The sequence below is a fragment of the Achromobacter sp. ACM01 genome (assembly GCF_014851745.1).
Classification (GTDB): Bacteria; Pseudomonadota; Gammaproteobacteria; order Burkholderiales; family Burkholderiaceae_B; genus Achromobacter; species Achromobacter aegrifaciens.
In genome coordinates this window covers 58950-74391 of record NZ_JACVAF010000003.1, presented here as the reverse complement: position 1 = coordinate 74391, position 15442 = coordinate 58950, and the positions used below count along the sequence as shown (strand labels likewise).

The following is a 15442-nucleotide window of genomic DNA, read 5'->3' as shown; positions in this document are numbered from 1 at the left end:
AGTGCAGGAAACCGTATTGCTGGTGTCGCTGGGCGAGCGCTTCGACGAGCCGCGCGCACGCGAACTTGAACAGACCTTGACCCAGGGATTGGAAGGCTTGTGCGCCGCCGCGTACGCCGCCGTGGAAGAGGACGAAACCTACGTCTATCTGCGCGGATCGGCGGCGGCTCTGCCCGAAGCGCAGGCGCGCGTGGCCGAGAGCTTCCCGGGCGCGCACAGCCGCGTGCTGCACCTGACGCTGGACCTGGCAGGCGCTTCGGCGGGGCAGGACGCGCCGTGGCATTACATCGTCGAAACCGACGTGCTGCCCGAGGCCGACGCCGACCTGAATGCCTGGTACGACCAGGAGCACCTGCCGGGCCTGGCATCGGTGCCTGGCACGGTGCGCGCCATGCGCTATGAGTGCCGCGACGAGTCGCCGCGCTACCTGGCCTGCTACGACCTGCACACGCGCGAAACCTTTGGCAGCCCGCCCTGGCTGGCGGTGCGCGCCAGCGACTGGAGCGGCCGTGTGCGTCCGTCGTTCCGCAATACGCGCCGGACCATGTTCAAACGGATTCTGTAATTGCGCGGCGTCCGCCGCATCCATCGGATTCGAATGCGGGCCTGCCGCGCCCATGAAAAAAGCCTGCGCATCGCAAGATGCGCAGGCTTTTCCGTCTGGGGGCGGTGTTACTTGATCTGGCCCAGCAGCAGGAATTCCATCAGCGCCTTCTGCACGTGCAGGCGGTTTTCGGCTTCGTCCCAGACCACGCTTTGCGGGCCGTCGATGACTTCGCCGGTGACTTCCTCGCCGCGGTGAGCGGGCAGGCAGTGCATGAACACGGCCTGGGGATCGGCGGCGGCCATCATTTCGGCGTCCACGCACCAGTCGGCGAAAGCGGCGCGGCGCTCTTCGTTTTCGGCTTCATAGCCCATGCTGGTCCAGACGTCGGTGGTGACCAGGTGCGCGCCCTTGCAGGCTTCCATGGGATCCTTGAACTGGCGCAGCACCGTGGCGGGCGGCGTGCCGATGCGCGAGGCTTCGAGCTCGTACCCGGCCGGGGTGGACACGTGCAGCGTGAAGCCCAGCATTTCCGCGGCTTGCAGCCAGGTGTAGGCCATGTTGTTGGCATCGCCCACCCAGGCCACCGTCTTGCCGGCGATGGGGCCGCGGTGCTCGATGTAGGTGAAGATGTCCGCCAGGATCTGGCAGGGGTGGAATTCGTTGGTCAGGCCGTTGATCACCGGCACGCGCGAGTGCGAGGCGAAGCGCTCGATGCGGGTCTGCTCGAACGTGCGGATCATGACGATGTCGACCATGCGCGAGATGACGCGCGCGGTGTCTTCGATGGGCTCGGAACGGCCCAGCTGCGAATCGTTGGAGGTCAGGTTGATGACCGAACCTCCCATCTGGTACATGCCGGCCTCGAACGACACGCGGGTGCGCGTGCTGGCCTTTTCAAACACCATTGCCAGCGTGCGGTCGTGCAGCGGCATGTGGGGTTCGTAGCGTTTGAACTTGTCCTTGATCAGGCGCGCGCGGTCCAGCACGTAGGCGATCTCGGCGGACGAGAAGTCCTTGAACTGCAGGAAGTGCCGCAGCGGGCCGTTTTGAGTCGTGGGAGGTGTCATGGTGATGTCGCAGGTCATGGGGCCCGGCCAGGCTCATGGCCCGGGCGGGACGTTGATTTTATGGTGTTTCGGCCAGGAATTCCTGGATGAGCGGAACCAGGATGGCGACGATGCGGTCGGCTTCGTCGCGGTTGAGGATCAGTGGCGGCAGCATGCGGATCACGCGGTCGCGCGTGACGTTGATGAGCAGGCCGGCCTGCATGGCGCGCAGGGCCAGCACGCCGCAGGGGCGCGCCAGCTCGATGCCCAGCATCAGGCCGCGGCCGCGGATGTCGGTGACGCCCGCGACGCCGGCCAGCGCATCGGCCAGGGCGGCTTTCAGGTGATTGCCTACATCGTGGGCGTTGGCGAGCAGGTTTTCGGATTCCAGCGCATCCAGCACGGCCAGCCCGGCCGCACAGACCAGCGGGCCGCCGCCGAAGGTGGTGCCATGACTGCCTGGCGTGAATACGCCCGCGGCCGGGCCGGCGGCCAGCATGGCGCCGATGGGCACGCCGCCCGCCAGGCCCTTGGCCAGCGTCATGACGTCGGGGACGATATCGGCCCACTGGTGGGCGAACCATTTGCCGGTGCGGCCGATGCCGGACTGGACTTCGTCGATCATCAGCAGCCAGCCGCGCTCGGTGCACAGCCGGCGCACTTCCTGCAGATAGGCGATGTCGGAGGGGCGGATCCCGCCTTCGCCCTGCAGCACTTCCAGCAGCACCGCGGCCACGCGCGGCTCGGCGTCGCCGGCGGCGCGCACCGCGTCCACGCTGTTGTAGGGCACCTGGATGAAGCCCGAGGGCAGGGGCTCGAAGCCCTTGCGCGCCTTTTCGCTGCCCGTGGCCGCCAGCGTGGCCAGCGTGCGGCCATGCCAGGACGAATCCATCGTGATGATGTGGGCGTGCTTGTTGCCGCGCTGGTACGCGTAATAGCGCGCCAGCTTGATCGCGGCTTCGTTGGCCTCGGAGCCGCTGTTGTTGAATGCGACCTCCTGCATGCCCGACAGTTGCGTCAGACGAGCGGCCAACGCAGTCTGCTGCGGCACTTCGTAGATGTTCGAGGTATGGATGACGCGGGCGGCCTGCTCGCTGATGGCGGCCACCAGTTTCGGATGGGCGTGGCCCAGGCAGGACACCCCGATGCCGGCCAGCGCGTCCAGGTACTTGCGGCCTTCGGCGTCCCACAGCCAGACGCCCTGGCCGTGCGTGAACGATACCGGCAGCCGGGCGTAGATATTGGCCAGAGGCGAAGTCATCGCGGATCCTCCCGTGGATGAAGCGGATTGCGCCGGGACTCAGCCGGAGTCCCCGTGGGATGCCGCCGGGTTTGGCAGCGCCGGCAGCTCGTTTTCCCAGGCGAATCGCTTTTTGAAAGAGGGCAAAGGATCAATCATATACAATTCGCGGCGCAGGGCGCATGTTTGATCACGCCGAAGATCCGGCTTTCGTGAAGGGCGCGCTGTAGTGAAGAACTCATGGCAACTCGCGTCAGACAATTCGTAATTCATGGCGTTACCGAAAGCGGTAGCCGCTTTCGCCCCAGCGATTGGGCGGAACGGCTCGCCGGCGTAATGGCACAATTCCGGCCCGCCGGCTGTGCCGGTAACCACCTCACCTATTCGCCCTATGTGCTGCCCGTCGTGATCGACGGCGTGCGCGGGATCGTGGTCGATCTGCGTTTGCGCGATCTGGAACCGCTGGCGTACAAGTTCGTGGTGGATTTCGCTCGCGACAATAACCTCAAGACGGAAGAGCGCGAAATCTAGCCTCCCCAACCAAAAAAGCGCCCTCACCGGGCGCTTTTTCGTTGGGGGACGCCGCACGCCCCTAGGTGCCGTAGCGGTCCAGGATCTTGCGGATATCGCGCACGCCCTGGCCGTCCGCGGTCAGCAGCGCGCGCGCGGTCACCGATTCCAGGTGGTGTTCCAGCAGATGCAGCACGTGCTTCTCGTCGCGCGCGCGCAGGCCCGCCACGATCTCCATGTGCTCGCTGACCGCGCATTCGCTCGAGTGCGGCCGGCCGTAAAGCGCCAGGATCAGCGAGCAGCGCGACACGATCTCGTTCACGTAGCGCGCATACACCGCATTGCCCGACAGCTCCGCCATCAGGATATGGAACTCGCCTGACAGCCGGATGGACTCGTTGGCGCTGTTGCGCTTGCGGGCTTCCTCCTCCTGTGCCACGTGCTGTTCCAACCTGGCCAGTCCAGCCTCGGTGATGTGCTGCAACAGCCGGCGCGCCACGTCGCGTTCCAGGCAGCGGCGCGCCTCGAAGATGTCGTGCGCTTCTTCCAGGCTGGGGCGGGCCACCGCGGCGCCGCGGTTCGGCCGCAAATCCACCAATCCTTCGCTGAACAGGCGCGTCAGGACGCTGCGGACGATGGTCCGGCTGACGCCGAAACGTTCGCCGATGATGTCCTCGGGCAGCTTGTCGCCGGGAAGCAGAGCCTGCTCGATGATGGCTCTGCGCAAATTTTTGTATACGATTTCGTTGCGGCTGATGTCTTTCTTGGCAGACTCGTCGGCCGCCGGCGCGAGGGACTTCATCTTCTTGTTGGCTCCTATGCCTGCGCGCTTTTCTGGGTGTTGGAATGGTGCGGCAGGCGCTGCCGGCGCGCATTTTTCTGTGTGCTGGAAAGCATACTACACCCGGGGCTAAGGGTTAGCGATAGCTTGTCTGCGAGATTGTGCGGAGTACATTGGCGACATAAATCGTATACAAATTTTTATACAAAACAGATCTGATTATTCTTTAATGATTCGATTGTTTGTATACAAATTCACAAAGGCTGATCCATGTCCGCTGTACCGCAGGCCGCCGCAACCGAGCCGTCCCTTTCCGCGCCTTACCGCCTGCTGGTGGTCAATGGCAACACCACGTCCGAACTGACGAGCAGCCTGGCCAGCCAGGCCGAGGCCTTTTACGGGGACATGGTCCGCATCCATGCGGTCACCGCCGGGTTCGGCCCCGCCTACATCGCCAGCCGCGCGGAGGCGGCCGTTGCCGCCCATGCCGTGCTGGACGTCGTGGAGCGCGCGACAGGCGAGGCGCCTGACGGCGGATTCGACGCCTGCCTGCTGGCCTGTTTTGGCGAACCCGGCATCGGCGCGGTGCGCGAACGCCTGGACGTGCCCGTGGTGGGCATGGCCGAGGCCTCCATCCTGAGCGCCATGCAGCGCGGCGACCGCTACGCCATCGTGACGGTGGGCCAGCGCTGGCCCGGCATGCTGCGCGAACAGATCCGCCAGTTGGGGCTGGAGTCCCGCTGCGCCGGCATCCTGGCCCTGCCGGGCAATGCCCTGGACTACGTGTCGCGTTCGGCCGAGTCGGCCTTGCACGTCAGTCGTGCGCTGGACGCCGCAGTGGCGCAGGGGGCGGACGTGGTGATCGTGGCGGGCGCCGCGCTGGCCGGCTACCTGCCCAGCCTGCCGCGCCTGCCGGCCGTGCCCATCATCGATTCCTATCGCGCCGCCCTGGCCCAGGTGCTGGCGCTGGCGTCCCTGGAGCGCGCGCAGCGGTTGTCGCTGATCCGTCCGGGCGCGCATTCCTAGTCTTTTCGCCTTACCCACCGCGCCGGGCCCGACCCCGGCGAGTTCAGACCGATACACAAGGGAGAGTTGCAGCCATGAAGACTTTGCTCAAGTGGACCGCGGGCGCCGTGATCGCGCTGTCGGCCATCACGGGGGCCAGCGCCGCCAACACGCTGAAGTGGGGCGCGGCGCGGGACCTGGATTCGCTGGATCCGTATTCCTACGGCAGCACCTTCAACCTGGCGTTCCTGAACCATGTGTATGAAGCGCTGATCCGCTATGACGACAAGTTCAACATCACGCCCGCGCTGGCGGAGTCCTGGGAGACGCCGTCGCCCACGGTGCTGCGCTTTCATTTGCGCAAGGGGGTGAAGTTCCACAATGGCGCGCCGTTCTCGGCGGACGATGTGGTGGCGTCGATGACGCGGGTTTCGGACGAAGCCTCGCCCCTGAAGGGCAACCTGCCGGCCTTCAAGGCGGTGCGCAAGGTCGATGACTACACCGTCGACATCGAAATGACGCATCCGTATCCGCTGATGCTCAACGACCTGACCAACATCTTCATCTTCAACCGCCAATGGCTGGTGGACAACAACAGCCTGAAGCCCACCGACGCCGCCAAGAAGATCGAAGGCTATGCCACACATAACGCCAACGGCACCGGCCCCTTCAAGGTGGAGTCGTACCGCCCGGACACGCGCACCGTGCTGGTGGTCAACCCCGCCTGGTGGGACAAGCCGCGCCACAACCTGGACCGCATCGAATTCACGCCCATTGCGTCCGCGCCCACGCGAGTGGCGGCGCTGCTGTCGGGCGATATCAACTTCACCGAGAACGCGCCGCTGCAGGACCTGGACCGGCTGCGCGCGGCGTCCAACGTCAAGGTGCTAGCCTCGACCGAGCTGCGCACCTTGTACTTTGGCTTCAATCTGGGCGACAAGCTGGTCGGCTCCAACATCACCGACAAGAATCCGCTGAAGGACCTGAAGGTGCGCCAGGCGCTGTACATGGCGCTGTCGCCGGAGCTGATCCAGAAACGCGTGATGCGCGGCCTGTCGCGTACCACGGGCGCACTGGTGGCGCCGTCCATCCCGGGCTACGAGCCCAAGCAGGAAGAGCGCCTGCCGTTCGACGCCGCGCGCGCCAAGAAGCTGCTGGCCGAGGCCGGCTACCCGGACGGCTTCACGGTGTCGTTGCTCTGTTCGAACGACATGTTCGTCAACGAGGAGGAAATCTGCCAGGCCGCCGCCTCCATGTGGGCGCGCATCGGCGTGAAGGCCTCGCTGGCCAGCGGGCCGCGTTCCCTGCAGAACCCCAAGCGTTCGCGCGGCGAGTTCGACATCACCATCCACGGCTGGGCCAACGAGCCGCAGATCGACGCGCTGTCCATCCTTTTGCAGGTGATGCATAGCCGCAGCGGCCCGGCCGGCGTCTTCAACTGGGGCCAGTGGGGCGATCCGGCGCTGGACGCCAGGATCGACGCGGCCGCGGCCGAGATGGACCGTCCCAAGCGGGTGCAGATGATGGCCGACGTGCTGCAGACGCTGCATGACGACGCGCGCTTCCTGCCGCTGCACCAGCAGCCGATGGCCTGGGCCGTGGGCAAGAACGTGGGCGAGGTGCTGCAGATGCCGGACAACAAGGCGCGCCTGTGGACCGTGCGCATGCAGTAACGCCGCGGACCGCCGCCCGCCGGCGGTCCTGCGTATGACTAGGGTCTGAAGGGGAGCCGCACATGCTGGCATTCATAGTGAGACGGGTCTTCAACGCGGTCGGCGTCATGCTGGCGGTGGCGCTGATGGCCTTCGTGATTTTCCGGTTCGTCGGCGACCCCGTCGACATGATGCTCAACGAGCAGGCCTCGCAGACGCAGCGCGATGAATTGCGCGAACGCCTGGGTCTGAACGCCTCGGTGGGCATGCAGTTCGTGCACTTCGTGACCAACGCGGCGCAGGGCGAGTTCGGCATTTCCTACCGCAACCAGCAGGACGTATTTGCGCTGGTGGCCGAACGCTTCCCCGCCACGTTCGAACTGGTCCTGATGGCGACCCTGCTGTCGCTGGTCATCGGCGTGCCGCTGGGCGTGCTGACCGCCATCTACCGCAAGTCGCGCCTGGCGCAGGCGCTGCAGTTCGTTTCCATCCTGGGCATATCGCTGCCCAGCTTCGTGGTCGGGATCATGCTGATCCTGATCTTCTCGGTGCAGCTGGGCTGGCTGCCGGGCTTTGGGCGCGGCGACACGGTGAAGATCGGCTGGTGGACCACCGGCCTGCTCACGCCCTCGGGCCGCGCCGCGCTGGTGCTGCCGTCCATCACGCTGGCGCTGTTCCAGATCACGCTCATCATGCGCCTGGTGCGGGCCGAGATGCTGGAGACGCTGCGCACCGAGTTCATCAAGTTCGCCCGCGCGCGCGGCCTGCCGGATCGCATCGTGCATTTCCGGCTGGCTCTGCGCAACTGCCTGATGCCGGTGATCACCGTGACCGGCATGCAGATCGGCAACCTGATCGCCTTCGCGCTGATTACCGAAACGGTCTTCCAGTGGCCCGGCATGGGGCTGCTGTTCATCCAATCGGTCATGTTCGTGGACATCCCCGTCATGGCCGCCTATCTGGTGATCGTGTCCTTCATTTTCGTGGCGCTGAACACGCTGGTGGACATGATGTACGGCGTGGTCGACCCGCGCCTGCGCAGCCAGCACGTCAAGGGAGGCGCCAATGCTCACTAAGCCATTTTCCGCAACGGGGCAGGGCCGGCTTGCCCGCTTCCTGCAGAGCGACCTCTGGTGGAGTTTGAGGCAGGACTATGTGGCCATGGGCGCGGGCATCGTGCTGCTGGCGGTGGTGCTGCTGGCCGTGTTCGCGCCCTGGATCGCGCCGCAGAATCCCTACGACCTGGCGCAGCTGGACCTGTTGAACGCGGAGCTGCCGCCTGTGTGGGAGGCCGGCTCGGACCTGCAGTTCCTGCTGGGCACGGACACGCAGGGCCGCGATGTCTGGTCCGCCATCCTGTACGGCTCGCGCATGTCGCTGGTGATCGGGTTGGCCACGGTGGTGCTGTCGCTGGCCATCGGCCTGCTGGTGGGGCTGGCGGCGGGCTATTTCGGCGGCTGGGTCGACAACGCGCTGATGCGCCTGGGTGACACGCTGCTGAGCATCCCGACGATCCTGGTCGCGATTTTGGTGACGGCGGTATTCCGCCAGCTGTTGCCGCCCGGCATGCGTGAAACGTTGTCGGCCGTGATCCTGATCCTGGCCATCTCCATGACCAACTGGGTGCAATACGCGCGTACGGTGCGGGCTTCGGCCCTGGTGGAGCGCGGCAAGGAATACGTGCAGGCGGCGCGCCTGATCCGCGTGAGTTCGCTGCGCATCATGCTGACGCACATCCTGCCCAACACGCTGACGCCGGTCATGGTGACGGCCACCCTGAACCTGGGCCTGGCGATCCTGATCGAGGCCACGCTCAGCTTCCTGGGCGTGGGCATGCCGCCCACCGAACCGTCGCTGGGCACGCTGATCCGCCTGGGCAACCAGTTCCTGTTTTCGGGGCAGTGGTGGGTGGTGGTGTTTCCCGCGCTGTACCTGAGCCTGATCGTGCTGGTGGTGAACCTGCTGGGCGACTGGCTGCGCGACGCCCTGAACCCCCGCCTGCGCTGAACGCAAACCGACAAGAGTAGAACCATGGAAAACGCAACGCTGTATACCCAAGTCCGCCCGGCCGGCGGCGAGATGACCTCGGTGTTGGTGCGCGACGGCCGCATCCAGGCGCTGGGCGGGCCGGCGCCCGCCGGCGTGCCGGTGGTGGACGGGGGCGGCGCGCTGATGCTGCCGGGCCTGATCGACGCCCACGCGCACCTGGACAAGACCATGTACGGCATGCCCTGGTACCGCAACGAGGTCGGCCCGCGCCTGATCGACAAGATCGAGAACGAGCGCGCCGAGAAGAAGCGCCTGGGCATCGATCCGTACCGCCAGTCGGCCCGCCAGTTGGTGATGTCGATCGGCGACGGCACCAGCCATATCCGCAGCCATGTGGACGTGGACACGGACATCGGACTGGGCGCGATCGAAGGCGTGATGCGCGCGCGCGAACAGTATCGCGACCAGATCGACGTGGAGATCGTCGCGTTCCCGCAGAGCGGGCTGCTGATCCGCCCGGGCACGCTGGAACTGATGGACGAGGCCTTGCGCATGGGCGCGGAAGTGGTGGGCGGGCTGGACCCGGCCGGCATGGACCGCGATCCCAAGGGCCATCTGGACGCCATCTTCGGGCTTGCACAGCGGCATGGAAAGCCCATCGACATCCATCTGCACGAAGCGGGCGAACTCGGCGCGTTCTCGATGCAGATGACCATAGACCGGGTGCTGGCGCTGGGCATGCAGGGCAAGGTCACGCTGTCGCATTCCTTCTGTCTGGGCATGCCCGACACGCAGGCGGTGCAGGCCCTGACGGAAGGTTTGCTGAAGGCCGGCGTGCACATCATGACCACGGGCTCGGCCTCGCGGCCGGTGCCCAATGTAGCGAAGCTGCACGCGGCCGGCGTCACGGTCTGCACGGGCAACGACGGCATGCGCGATACCTGGGGTCCCTACGGCAAGCCCGACATGCTGGAACGGACCATGCTGGTGGGCCTGCGCAACAACTTCCGTCGCGACGACGAGCTGGATCTGGCGCTGCACGTGGCGACCTACGGCAATGCGCAGGTCATGGGCCTGTCCGACTACGGTTTGGCGCCAGGCTGCCACGCCGACTTCGTGCTGGTGGACGCCGAGACGGTGGCCGAAGCGATCGTATCGCGCCCGCAACGCAAGCTGGTCGTCAAGGGCGGGCGCGTGGTCGCGCGCAACGGCCGGGCGCTGGCGGAGGCGCCGTGATGAGCGCGCCGCAAGGTCCCATCCTGCTGACCGCCCGCTGGGTGGTGGGCCACGAGAACGGCCGCCATTGCCTGTACGAGAACGGCGAGGTGGTGTTCGAGGGCGACCGCATCGTCTACGTCGGCCACCGCTACCCGGGGCAGGTCGCGCAGCGTCGCGACTATGGCCGGGCGCTGATCGGCCCGGGTTTCGTGGACCTGGATGCGCTGTCCGACCTGGACACGACCATCCTGGGCTTCGACAACTCGCCCGCCTGGAAGAAGGGCCGCATCTGGCCCGAGACCTACATGAAGCGGGGGCCGTACGAGATGTACACGGCGGCCGAACTCGCATTCCAGAAGCGCTACGCGTTTGCCCAGCTGATACGCAACGGCATCACGACGGCGCTGCCGATCGCGTCGCTGTTCTACCGCGTGTGGGGCGAGACCCGCGATGAATTCCTGTCTGCGGCCAATGCCGCCGGCGAGCTGGGCCTGCGCGTCTACCTGGGACCGGCCTATCGCAGCGGCCATACATATGTGGACGCCGGCGGCACGATCCGCTGTCATTACGACGAGGCGCGCGGCTTGGCGGGACTGGAGGCGGCCCTGGCCTTCTGCGACGAAATCGAAGGCCGTCACAACGGCCGCGTGCGCGCCATGCTGTCGCCCGACCGCATCGAAACCTGCACGCCTGCGCTGTTGCGCGCATCAGCTGCGGCGGCGCGCGAGCGGAATATCCCGATCCGGCTGCATTGCTGCCAGTCGCGCCTGGAGTACGACCTGGTGCTGGAGCAGCATGGCATGAGCCCGCCGGAATGGCTGCAAAGCCTGGACTTCCTGTCCGAGCGCGCTTTGCTGCCGCATGGCACTTATGTGTCGGGTTCGCGCCATATCGAGCGGCCCGGGCGCGACCTGGAGATCATCCGCGACGCCGGCGCCAGCATCGTGCATTGCCCGCTGGTGTCGGGGCGACATGGCGCCACGCTGGAATCGTTCGCGCGCTACCGCAAGCTGGGCGTGAACATCGGCATGGGCACGGACACCTGGCCGCCCGACATGGTTCTGAACATGCAGGTGGGCATGATGCTGTGCCGGGTGGCCGACGGCTCGACCGAGGCGGTCCGCTCCGAGGACTACTACGACGCCGCCACCGTGGGCGGGGCTGACGCCCTGGGCCGTCCGGACCTGGGCCGGCTGGCCGTGGGCGCCAAGGCCGACATCGTGGTGTTCGATTTTTCGCACGACCGCAACGGCCAGCTGATCGATCCCATCCAGACGCTGATGGTGAGCGGCAGCGGGCGCGACGTATCGCAGGTCGTGATCGACGGCCGCTTCGTCATGGTGGACGGGCGGATCCCCGGCTTCGATGCGCGCCTGGCGCAAGAGCAGGCGCAGACGCAGTTCGACGGGCTGGTGGCCCGCTACCCTGACCGCACCTGGGGGCATCCGCCGGCCGAGCAGATTTTTTCCTCCAGCTATCCGCGTCCCGCAAGGAGTCCGTCATGATGGCCCTCGTTCCCAACTCCACGCAGCCGCCGGCCGCGGCCAACACCGCGCCGACCCTGTCGGTGCGCGGCCTGTCGGTCGAGTTCCCGACGCGCCACGGCGTCCTGGTTGCCACACGCGACATCAGTTTCGACATCCAGCCGGGCGAGATCCTGGGCATGGTCGGCGAATCCGGCGCCGGCAAGTCGCTGACCGGCATGGCGGTGATCGGCCTGCTGGAGCCGCCCGGGCGGCTGGGCGGCGGCGAGATCCACCTGGCGGGCAGGCGCATCGACAACCTGCCACCCAAGGCGCGCCAGCGTTTGCGCGGCAAGGAAATCGGCGCGATCTTCCAGGATCCGCTGACCAGCCTGCATCCTCTGTTCACGGTGGGCGACCAGTTGGTCGAGACGATCCGCCACCATGACAAGGTGAGCGCCCAGGCCGCGCGCCAGCGGGCGCTGGAGCTGCTGCTGGCCGTGGGCATCCCGGCGGCGGACAAGCGCATCGATCACTATCCGCACCAGTTCTCTGGTGGCATGCGCCAGCGCGTGGTGATTGCGCTGGCCCTGGCGGCGCGGCCGGCGCTCATCATCGCCGACGAGCCCACCACGGCGCTGGACGTGTCGGTGCAGGCGCAGATCACGGCGCTGTTGCGGCGCTTGTGTCGCGAGCAGGGCACTTCGGTGCTATTGGTGACGCACGACATGGGCGTGATCGCCGAGACCGCGGACCGCGTGGCGGTGATGTATGCGGGGCGCATCGTCGAGATCGGACCGGTGCTGGACGTGCTGCGCCGCCCGGGCCATCCGTACACGCAGGGCCTGATGAATGCGATTCCCGGCCTGCGCCAGCGCGCTGCCCGGCTGAACCAGATCGACGGCGCCATGCCGCGCCTGCACGCCATGCCCGACGGCTGTGCTTTCCACCCGCGTTGCTCGATGGCGGGGCCGCGTTGCGGCCAGCAGCGCCCGCCGCTGGCCGCATCTCCGGCCGGCGCCACCGTCAGCGCCTGCTGGCTGCATCAAGGAGGAGTCGCCCATGCCGCTTAACGATGATGTGTTGTTGCGGGCCGATGACCTGGCCTGTTGGTTCGACGTGTCGCCGCCCTGGCTGGAACGCACGTTGTCGCGTCAGCCCGAGCAGACCTTGAAGGCGGTGGACGGGGTGTCGCTATCCGTGCCGCGCGGTACGACTTTGAGCATTGTGGGCGAATCGGGCTGCGGCAAGTCCACGCTGGCGAAGCTGCTGGTTGGGCTGGTGGCGCCGACGCGCGGAACGCTGCGCTACGGGCGCAACCGCAAGGGCGGCGTGCTGCATCCGCAGATGATCTTCCAGGACCCCTACGCCAGCCTGAATCCGCGCTGGCGGGTGGGCAATATCGTGGCCGAACCGATCACGACGCAGGGCTTGCGAGCCACGCCGGCGGAAACGCGACGGAGGGTGGACGAGCTGCTGGAACTGGTTGGCCTGTCCGCCAGCGACGCCGGCCGCTTTCCGCACGAGTTTTCGGGCGGCCAGCGCCAGCGGATTTCGATCGCGCGGGCGCTGGCGACGGAGGCGGAATTCCTGGTGTGCGATGAACCGACCTCGGCGTTGGATGTGTCGGTGCAGGCGCAGATCCTGAACCTGATGGGGGATCTGCAGAAGGAGTTCGGGCTGACTTATGTGTTCATCAGCCACAACCTGTCGGTGGTGCGGCACGTGTCGGACAGCGTGGCGGTGATGTATCTGGGGCGCATCGTGGAGCAGGCGCCTGCGGATCAGCTGTTCGACTCGCCACAGCATCCGTATACGCGGATGCTGCTGGATACGATTCCGGACCTGGATGATCCGCGGCGGGATCGGGAGCCGATGGGGGGTGAGGTGCCTAATCCCATCTTGCCGCCGTCGGGGTGTACGTTTCATCCTCGGTGTTCGATGGCGCGGGAGCAGTGCAAGGTGGAGGCGCCGGTGGTTGTCGGGGTGGGCGGGCGGCAGTTACGGTGTCATGCCGTGACGTGGGATGTAGTGCGCGCCGCGTGATCTGGTCGAAGATCGGTTCTTAGGGCGCCAACCGCGCCGTGGATGAGCCGGTTTCAGTCGGATCTGAGTGCTTCAATCGGACTCAATTTCGAGGCTGCAAAGGCGGGGTAGATACCGAAGAAAAATCCGGTCAAAAGCGACATGCCGAACCCGAGAAGTGCCGCCAGAGCCGATAGCGTAGGCTCCCAGCCTGTGAACCACGCGTAGAGCACGGAGGCGAACATGCCGAGCAGGGTGCCTGCTCCGCCTCCCACGAACGAGAGGCTGACTGCCTCCGTGACGATCATTGTCATGACGCCCCACTGGTCGGCGCCGATGGCCATGCGCAGCCCGATCTCGCGGCGTCGTTCGGCGATACCGGCCAGCATGACGTTCATGATGCCAATGCCGCCAACAAGCAGCGAGATGCAGGCCACTCCACCCAGCATCCATTTGAACATCTGCCCTTGCTGCCGCATGCCGTCGAGCAGCAGCAGCGCTCCCTGCGCCTGGGCGTTGCTGCCCTTGCGCTGAAGAAACGAGGAGACCTCGGTGAGCGCATGCAGAGGGTCGTGGCCCTCGGCAACGCGCAGCAGGATGTTGGATAACGCTCCGGTCGCGGAGTTCGCGCGGCGATCCGCCTTGATCGGCAGAATCAGGGCGTTGTCGAGATCGAACGGCAGTAGTGGGTTGCGTGGAGCACTACGCAGGACTCCCACGACCGTATAGCGGTAGTTGTCCATGCGGATCTCATCGCCCAGCGCCAGCTCTGTGCCGCCGCCGACGAGTTGCGTAGCCAGATTTCCTCCGACCACCACCACGGTGTTCAATCCATCCCGGTGGGAAATGAATCGGCCGCGGGCGAGTTCCAGCCGAGCTGCGGTCATCAGGTGTTCCGTGGTGCCAATGGCCGTCGCGTCGAGCAACTTTCCTCCTGTGCCGGTCTTGACTGGCGTCGTCGATAGCGGAGCGGCCAGGGAAACCCCAGCGATACTCTTTGCCATTTCTTGTGCGTCTTCGCTCCTGAGTGGAGGGGCTTTGCGCTGTCCGCCGAGGGTGGGGCTGTCCTGAACAATGATGAGGTCCGTCCCCATCGACTTGAATTGGCGCGCAGCCTCGTCCGAGGTGTTCTCTCCGATGTTCAAGAGCGCCACGACGGCCGCAGCGCCGATGGCTATGCCGATCAGGGAAAGCAGGGTGCGTTGCCGAACCGCGCGCATATTGTCGATGGCATCCTCGACAATGGCGCGCAAGGAGCCGGTTGCGCGCGGGAAATTCATCCACGCCATGGCGCACTCTCGCGAACAACGACCCGCCCGTGACTGACCACGATTTCCCGCTGACACTTGACGCTGATGGCAGGGTCGTGGGTCACGATGACGACCGCGACGCCGGACTCCCGGCTCAGTTCGCCCAGTAGGCTGAGAATGTCCTGCGCCGCCTTCTGATCAAGGTTGCCGGTGGGTTCATCGGCGAGCACGAGCTGCGGCGCTCCGACCAGGGCCCGCGCAATGGCGACTCGCTGCTTCTGTCCGCCGGATAGCGAGTCCGGCAGGTGCTCCGCGCGATCGGCCAACCCGACGCGCTCCAGCCAGCGCTGTGCCCGTCGGCGGCGCTCGGACTTGCCGATGCCGCGGTAGAGCAGGGGAAGGCCGACGTTGTCGAGTGCGCTCATGCGTGGCAGCAGATTGAAGGCTTGGAATACGAATCCGATGTGGCGATTGCGCAGGTTGGCTCGCGTCTTCAAGTCCGCATCATGCACGGGCTTCCCCCGGTAGAGCACGGCGCCGCTATCCGGCGCGTCGAGCAACCCCATGATGTTGAGCAACGTGCTCTTGCCCGACCCGGAGGCTCCGATGATGGCGCACATTTCGCCAGCGCCGACCTCGAGGCAAACGTCTTGCAGCACAGGTACTGTACCGCTGCCATTGTGGTAGGCCTTGCTGATCCGATCCAGTTTCAGCAT

General features: G+C 66.2%; 15 protein-coding genes. 10 read left to right on the top strand and 5 right to left on the bottom strand.

The genetic code is table 11. The features are described from left to right. Window position 1 precedes the first annotated feature (1 nt). Window positions 2–565: a DUF4286 family protein gene (locus IB268_RS15090; RefSeq protein ID WP_192354491.1), complete on the top strand. Its 564-nt coding sequence runs from the start codon at window positions 2–4 to the stop codon at window positions 563–565. A 107-nt stretch (window positions 566–672) separates the two neighbouring features. Here IB268_RS15090 and argF read toward each other — a convergent pair whose 3' ends face one another. Beyond that, window positions 673–1614, bottom strand: a complete 942-nt coding sequence (argF, locus tag IB268_RS15085) for an ornithine carbamoyltransferase (protein WP_054451338.1) — start codon at window positions 1612–1614, stop codon at window positions 673–675. A 58-nt stretch (window positions 1615–1672) separates the two neighbouring features. Continuing rightward, window positions 1673–2854, bottom strand: coding sequence for an aspartate aminotransferase family protein (locus IB268_RS15080; protein ID WP_054451137.1), 1182 nt, complete (start codon window positions 2852–2854; stop codon window positions 1673–1675). A 219-nt stretch (window positions 2855–3073) separates the two neighbouring features. On the opposite strand from IB268_RS15080, the gene IB268_RS15075 reads away from it, so the two are divergent. Beyond that, window positions 3074–3364, top strand: coding sequence for a DUF3579 domain-containing protein (locus IB268_RS15075; RefSeq protein WP_013392635.1), 291 nt, complete (start codon window positions 3074–3076; stop codon window positions 3362–3364). A gap of 61 nt (window positions 3365–3425) precedes the next feature. On the opposite strand, the gene IB268_RS15070 is transcribed toward IB268_RS15075, so the two are convergent. Then, window positions 3426–4145 carry a GntR family transcriptional regulator gene (locus tag IB268_RS15070; RefSeq protein ID WP_054451138.1) on the bottom strand — a complete coding sequence of 240 codons (720 nt, stop codon included), beginning with the start codon at window positions 4143–4145 and terminating at the stop codon, window positions 3426–3428. Between the two features lie 249 nt (window positions 4146–4394). Between IB268_RS15070 and IB268_RS15065 the strand changes: the two genes are divergently transcribed. The 8 genes from IB268_RS15065 (at window position 4395) to IB268_RS15030 (ending at window position 13497) form a co-directional block, all read left to right on the top strand. After that, on the top strand, window positions 4395–5150 hold the full coding sequence (locus tag IB268_RS15065; protein ID WP_192330071.1) for an aspartate/glutamate racemase family protein: 756 nt from the start codon (window positions 4395–4397) through the stop codon (window positions 5148–5150). Between the two features lie 74 nt (window positions 5151–5224). Then, a complete protein-coding gene (locus tag IB268_RS15060; protein WP_119450508.1) occupies window positions 5225–6802 on the top strand; it encodes an ABC transporter substrate-binding protein in 1578 nt (525 codons plus the stop codon). A 62-nt stretch (window positions 6803–6864) separates the two neighbouring features. Continuing rightward, complete coding sequence (locus IB268_RS15055) at window positions 6865–7857, top strand: ABC transporter permease (RefSeq protein WP_054451141.1); 993 nt, start codon at window positions 6865–6867, stop codon at window positions 7855–7857. Continuing rightward, window positions 7847–8788: an ABC transporter permease gene (locus IB268_RS15050; RefSeq protein WP_192354490.1), complete on the top strand. Its 942-nt coding sequence runs from the start codon at window positions 7847–7849 to the stop codon at window positions 8786–8788. Before IB268_RS15055 ends, IB268_RS15050 begins: the two co-directional genes overlap by 11 nt. Before the next feature lie 24 nt (window positions 8789–8812). Next, complete coding sequence (locus tag IB268_RS15045) at window positions 8813–10006, top strand: amidohydrolase family protein (RefSeq protein ID WP_054451143.1); 1194 nt, start codon at window positions 8813–8815, stop codon at window positions 10004–10006. Then, window positions 10006–11493, top strand: coding sequence for an amidohydrolase family protein (locus IB268_RS15040; RefSeq protein ID WP_054451144.1), 1488 nt, complete (start codon window positions 10006–10008; stop codon window positions 11491–11493). The genes IB268_RS15045 and IB268_RS15040 overlap by 1 nt, the downstream gene beginning before the upstream one ends. Further along, on the top strand, window positions 11490–12524 hold the full coding sequence (locus IB268_RS15035; RefSeq protein ID WP_119450505.1) for an ABC transporter ATP-binding protein: 1035 nt from the start codon (window positions 11490–11492) through the stop codon (window positions 12522–12524). The genes IB268_RS15040 and IB268_RS15035 overlap by 4 nt, the downstream gene beginning before the upstream one ends. Beyond that, window positions 12514–13497, top strand: coding sequence for an ABC transporter ATP-binding protein (locus IB268_RS15030; protein WP_192354489.1), 984 nt, complete (start codon window positions 12514–12516; stop codon window positions 13495–13497). Before IB268_RS15035 ends, IB268_RS15030 begins: the two co-directional genes overlap by 11 nt. A gap of 53 nt (window positions 13498–13550) precedes the next feature. On the opposite strand, the gene IB268_RS15025 is transcribed toward IB268_RS15030, so the two are convergent. Together IB268_RS15025 and IB268_RS15020 are read right to left on the bottom strand one after the other, a co-directional pair. After that, on the bottom strand, window positions 13551–14765 hold the full coding sequence (locus IB268_RS15025; protein ID WP_192353301.1) for an ABC transporter permease: 1215 nt from the start codon (window positions 14763–14765) through the stop codon (window positions 13551–13553). Beyond that, complete coding sequence (locus IB268_RS15020; RefSeq protein ID WP_192354488.1) at window positions 14753–15442, bottom strand: ABC transporter ATP-binding protein; 690 nt, start codon at window positions 15440–15442, stop codon at window positions 14753–14755. Before IB268_RS15020 ends, IB268_RS15025 begins: the two co-directional genes overlap by 13 nt.

Coding starts and splice junctions, on each gene's coding strand:
- IB268_RS15030 (WP_192354489.1), top strand. CDS start 12,514: ATGCCGCTTAACGATGATGTGTTGTTGCGGGCCGATGACCTGGCCTGT.
- IB268_RS15040 (WP_054451144.1), top strand. CDS start 10,006: ATGAGCGCGCCGCAAGGTCCCATCCTGCTGACCGCCCGCTGGGTGGTG.
- IB268_RS15080 (WP_054451137.1), bottom strand. CDS start 2,854: ATGACTTCGCCTCTGGCCAATATCTACGCCCGGCTGCCGGTATCGTTC.
- IB268_RS15020 (WP_192354488.1), bottom strand. CDS start 15,442: ATGCTGAAACTGGATCGGATCAGCAAGGCCTACCACAATGGCAGCGGT.
- IB268_RS15060 (WP_119450508.1), top strand. CDS start 5,225: ATGAAGACTTTGCTCAAGTGGACCGCGGGCGCCGTGATCGCGCTGTCG.
- IB268_RS15045 (WP_054451143.1), top strand. CDS start 8,813: ATGGAAAACGCAACGCTGTATACCCAAGTCCGCCCGGCCGGCGGCGAG.
- IB268_RS15025 (WP_192353301.1), bottom strand. CDS start 14,765: ATGGCGTGGATGAATTTCCCGCGCGCAACCGGCTCCTTGCGCGCCATT.
- argF (WP_054451338.1), bottom strand. CDS start 1,614: ATGACACCTCCCACGACTCAAAACGGCCCGCTGCGGCACTTCCTGCAG.
- IB268_RS15075 (WP_013392635.1), top strand. CDS start 3,074: ATGGCAACTCGCGTCAGACAATTCGTAATTCATGGCGTTACCGAAAGC.
- IB268_RS15055 (WP_054451141.1), top strand. CDS start 6,865: ATGCTGGCATTCATAGTGAGACGGGTCTTCAACGCGGTCGGCGTCATG.
- IB268_RS15050 (WP_192354490.1), top strand. CDS start 7,847: ATGCTCACTAAGCCATTTTCCGCAACGGGGCAGGGCCGGCTTGCCCGC.
- IB268_RS15035 (WP_119450505.1), top strand. CDS start 11,490: ATGATGGCCCTCGTTCCCAACTCCACGCAGCCGCCGGCCGCGGCCAAC.
- IB268_RS15065 (WP_192330071.1), top strand. CDS start 4,395: ATGTCCGCTGTACCGCAGGCCGCCGCAACCGAGCCGTCCCTTTCCGCG.
- IB268_RS15070 (WP_054451138.1), bottom strand. CDS start 4,145: ATGAAGTCCCTCGCGCCGGCGGCCGACGAGTCTGCCAAGAAAGACATC.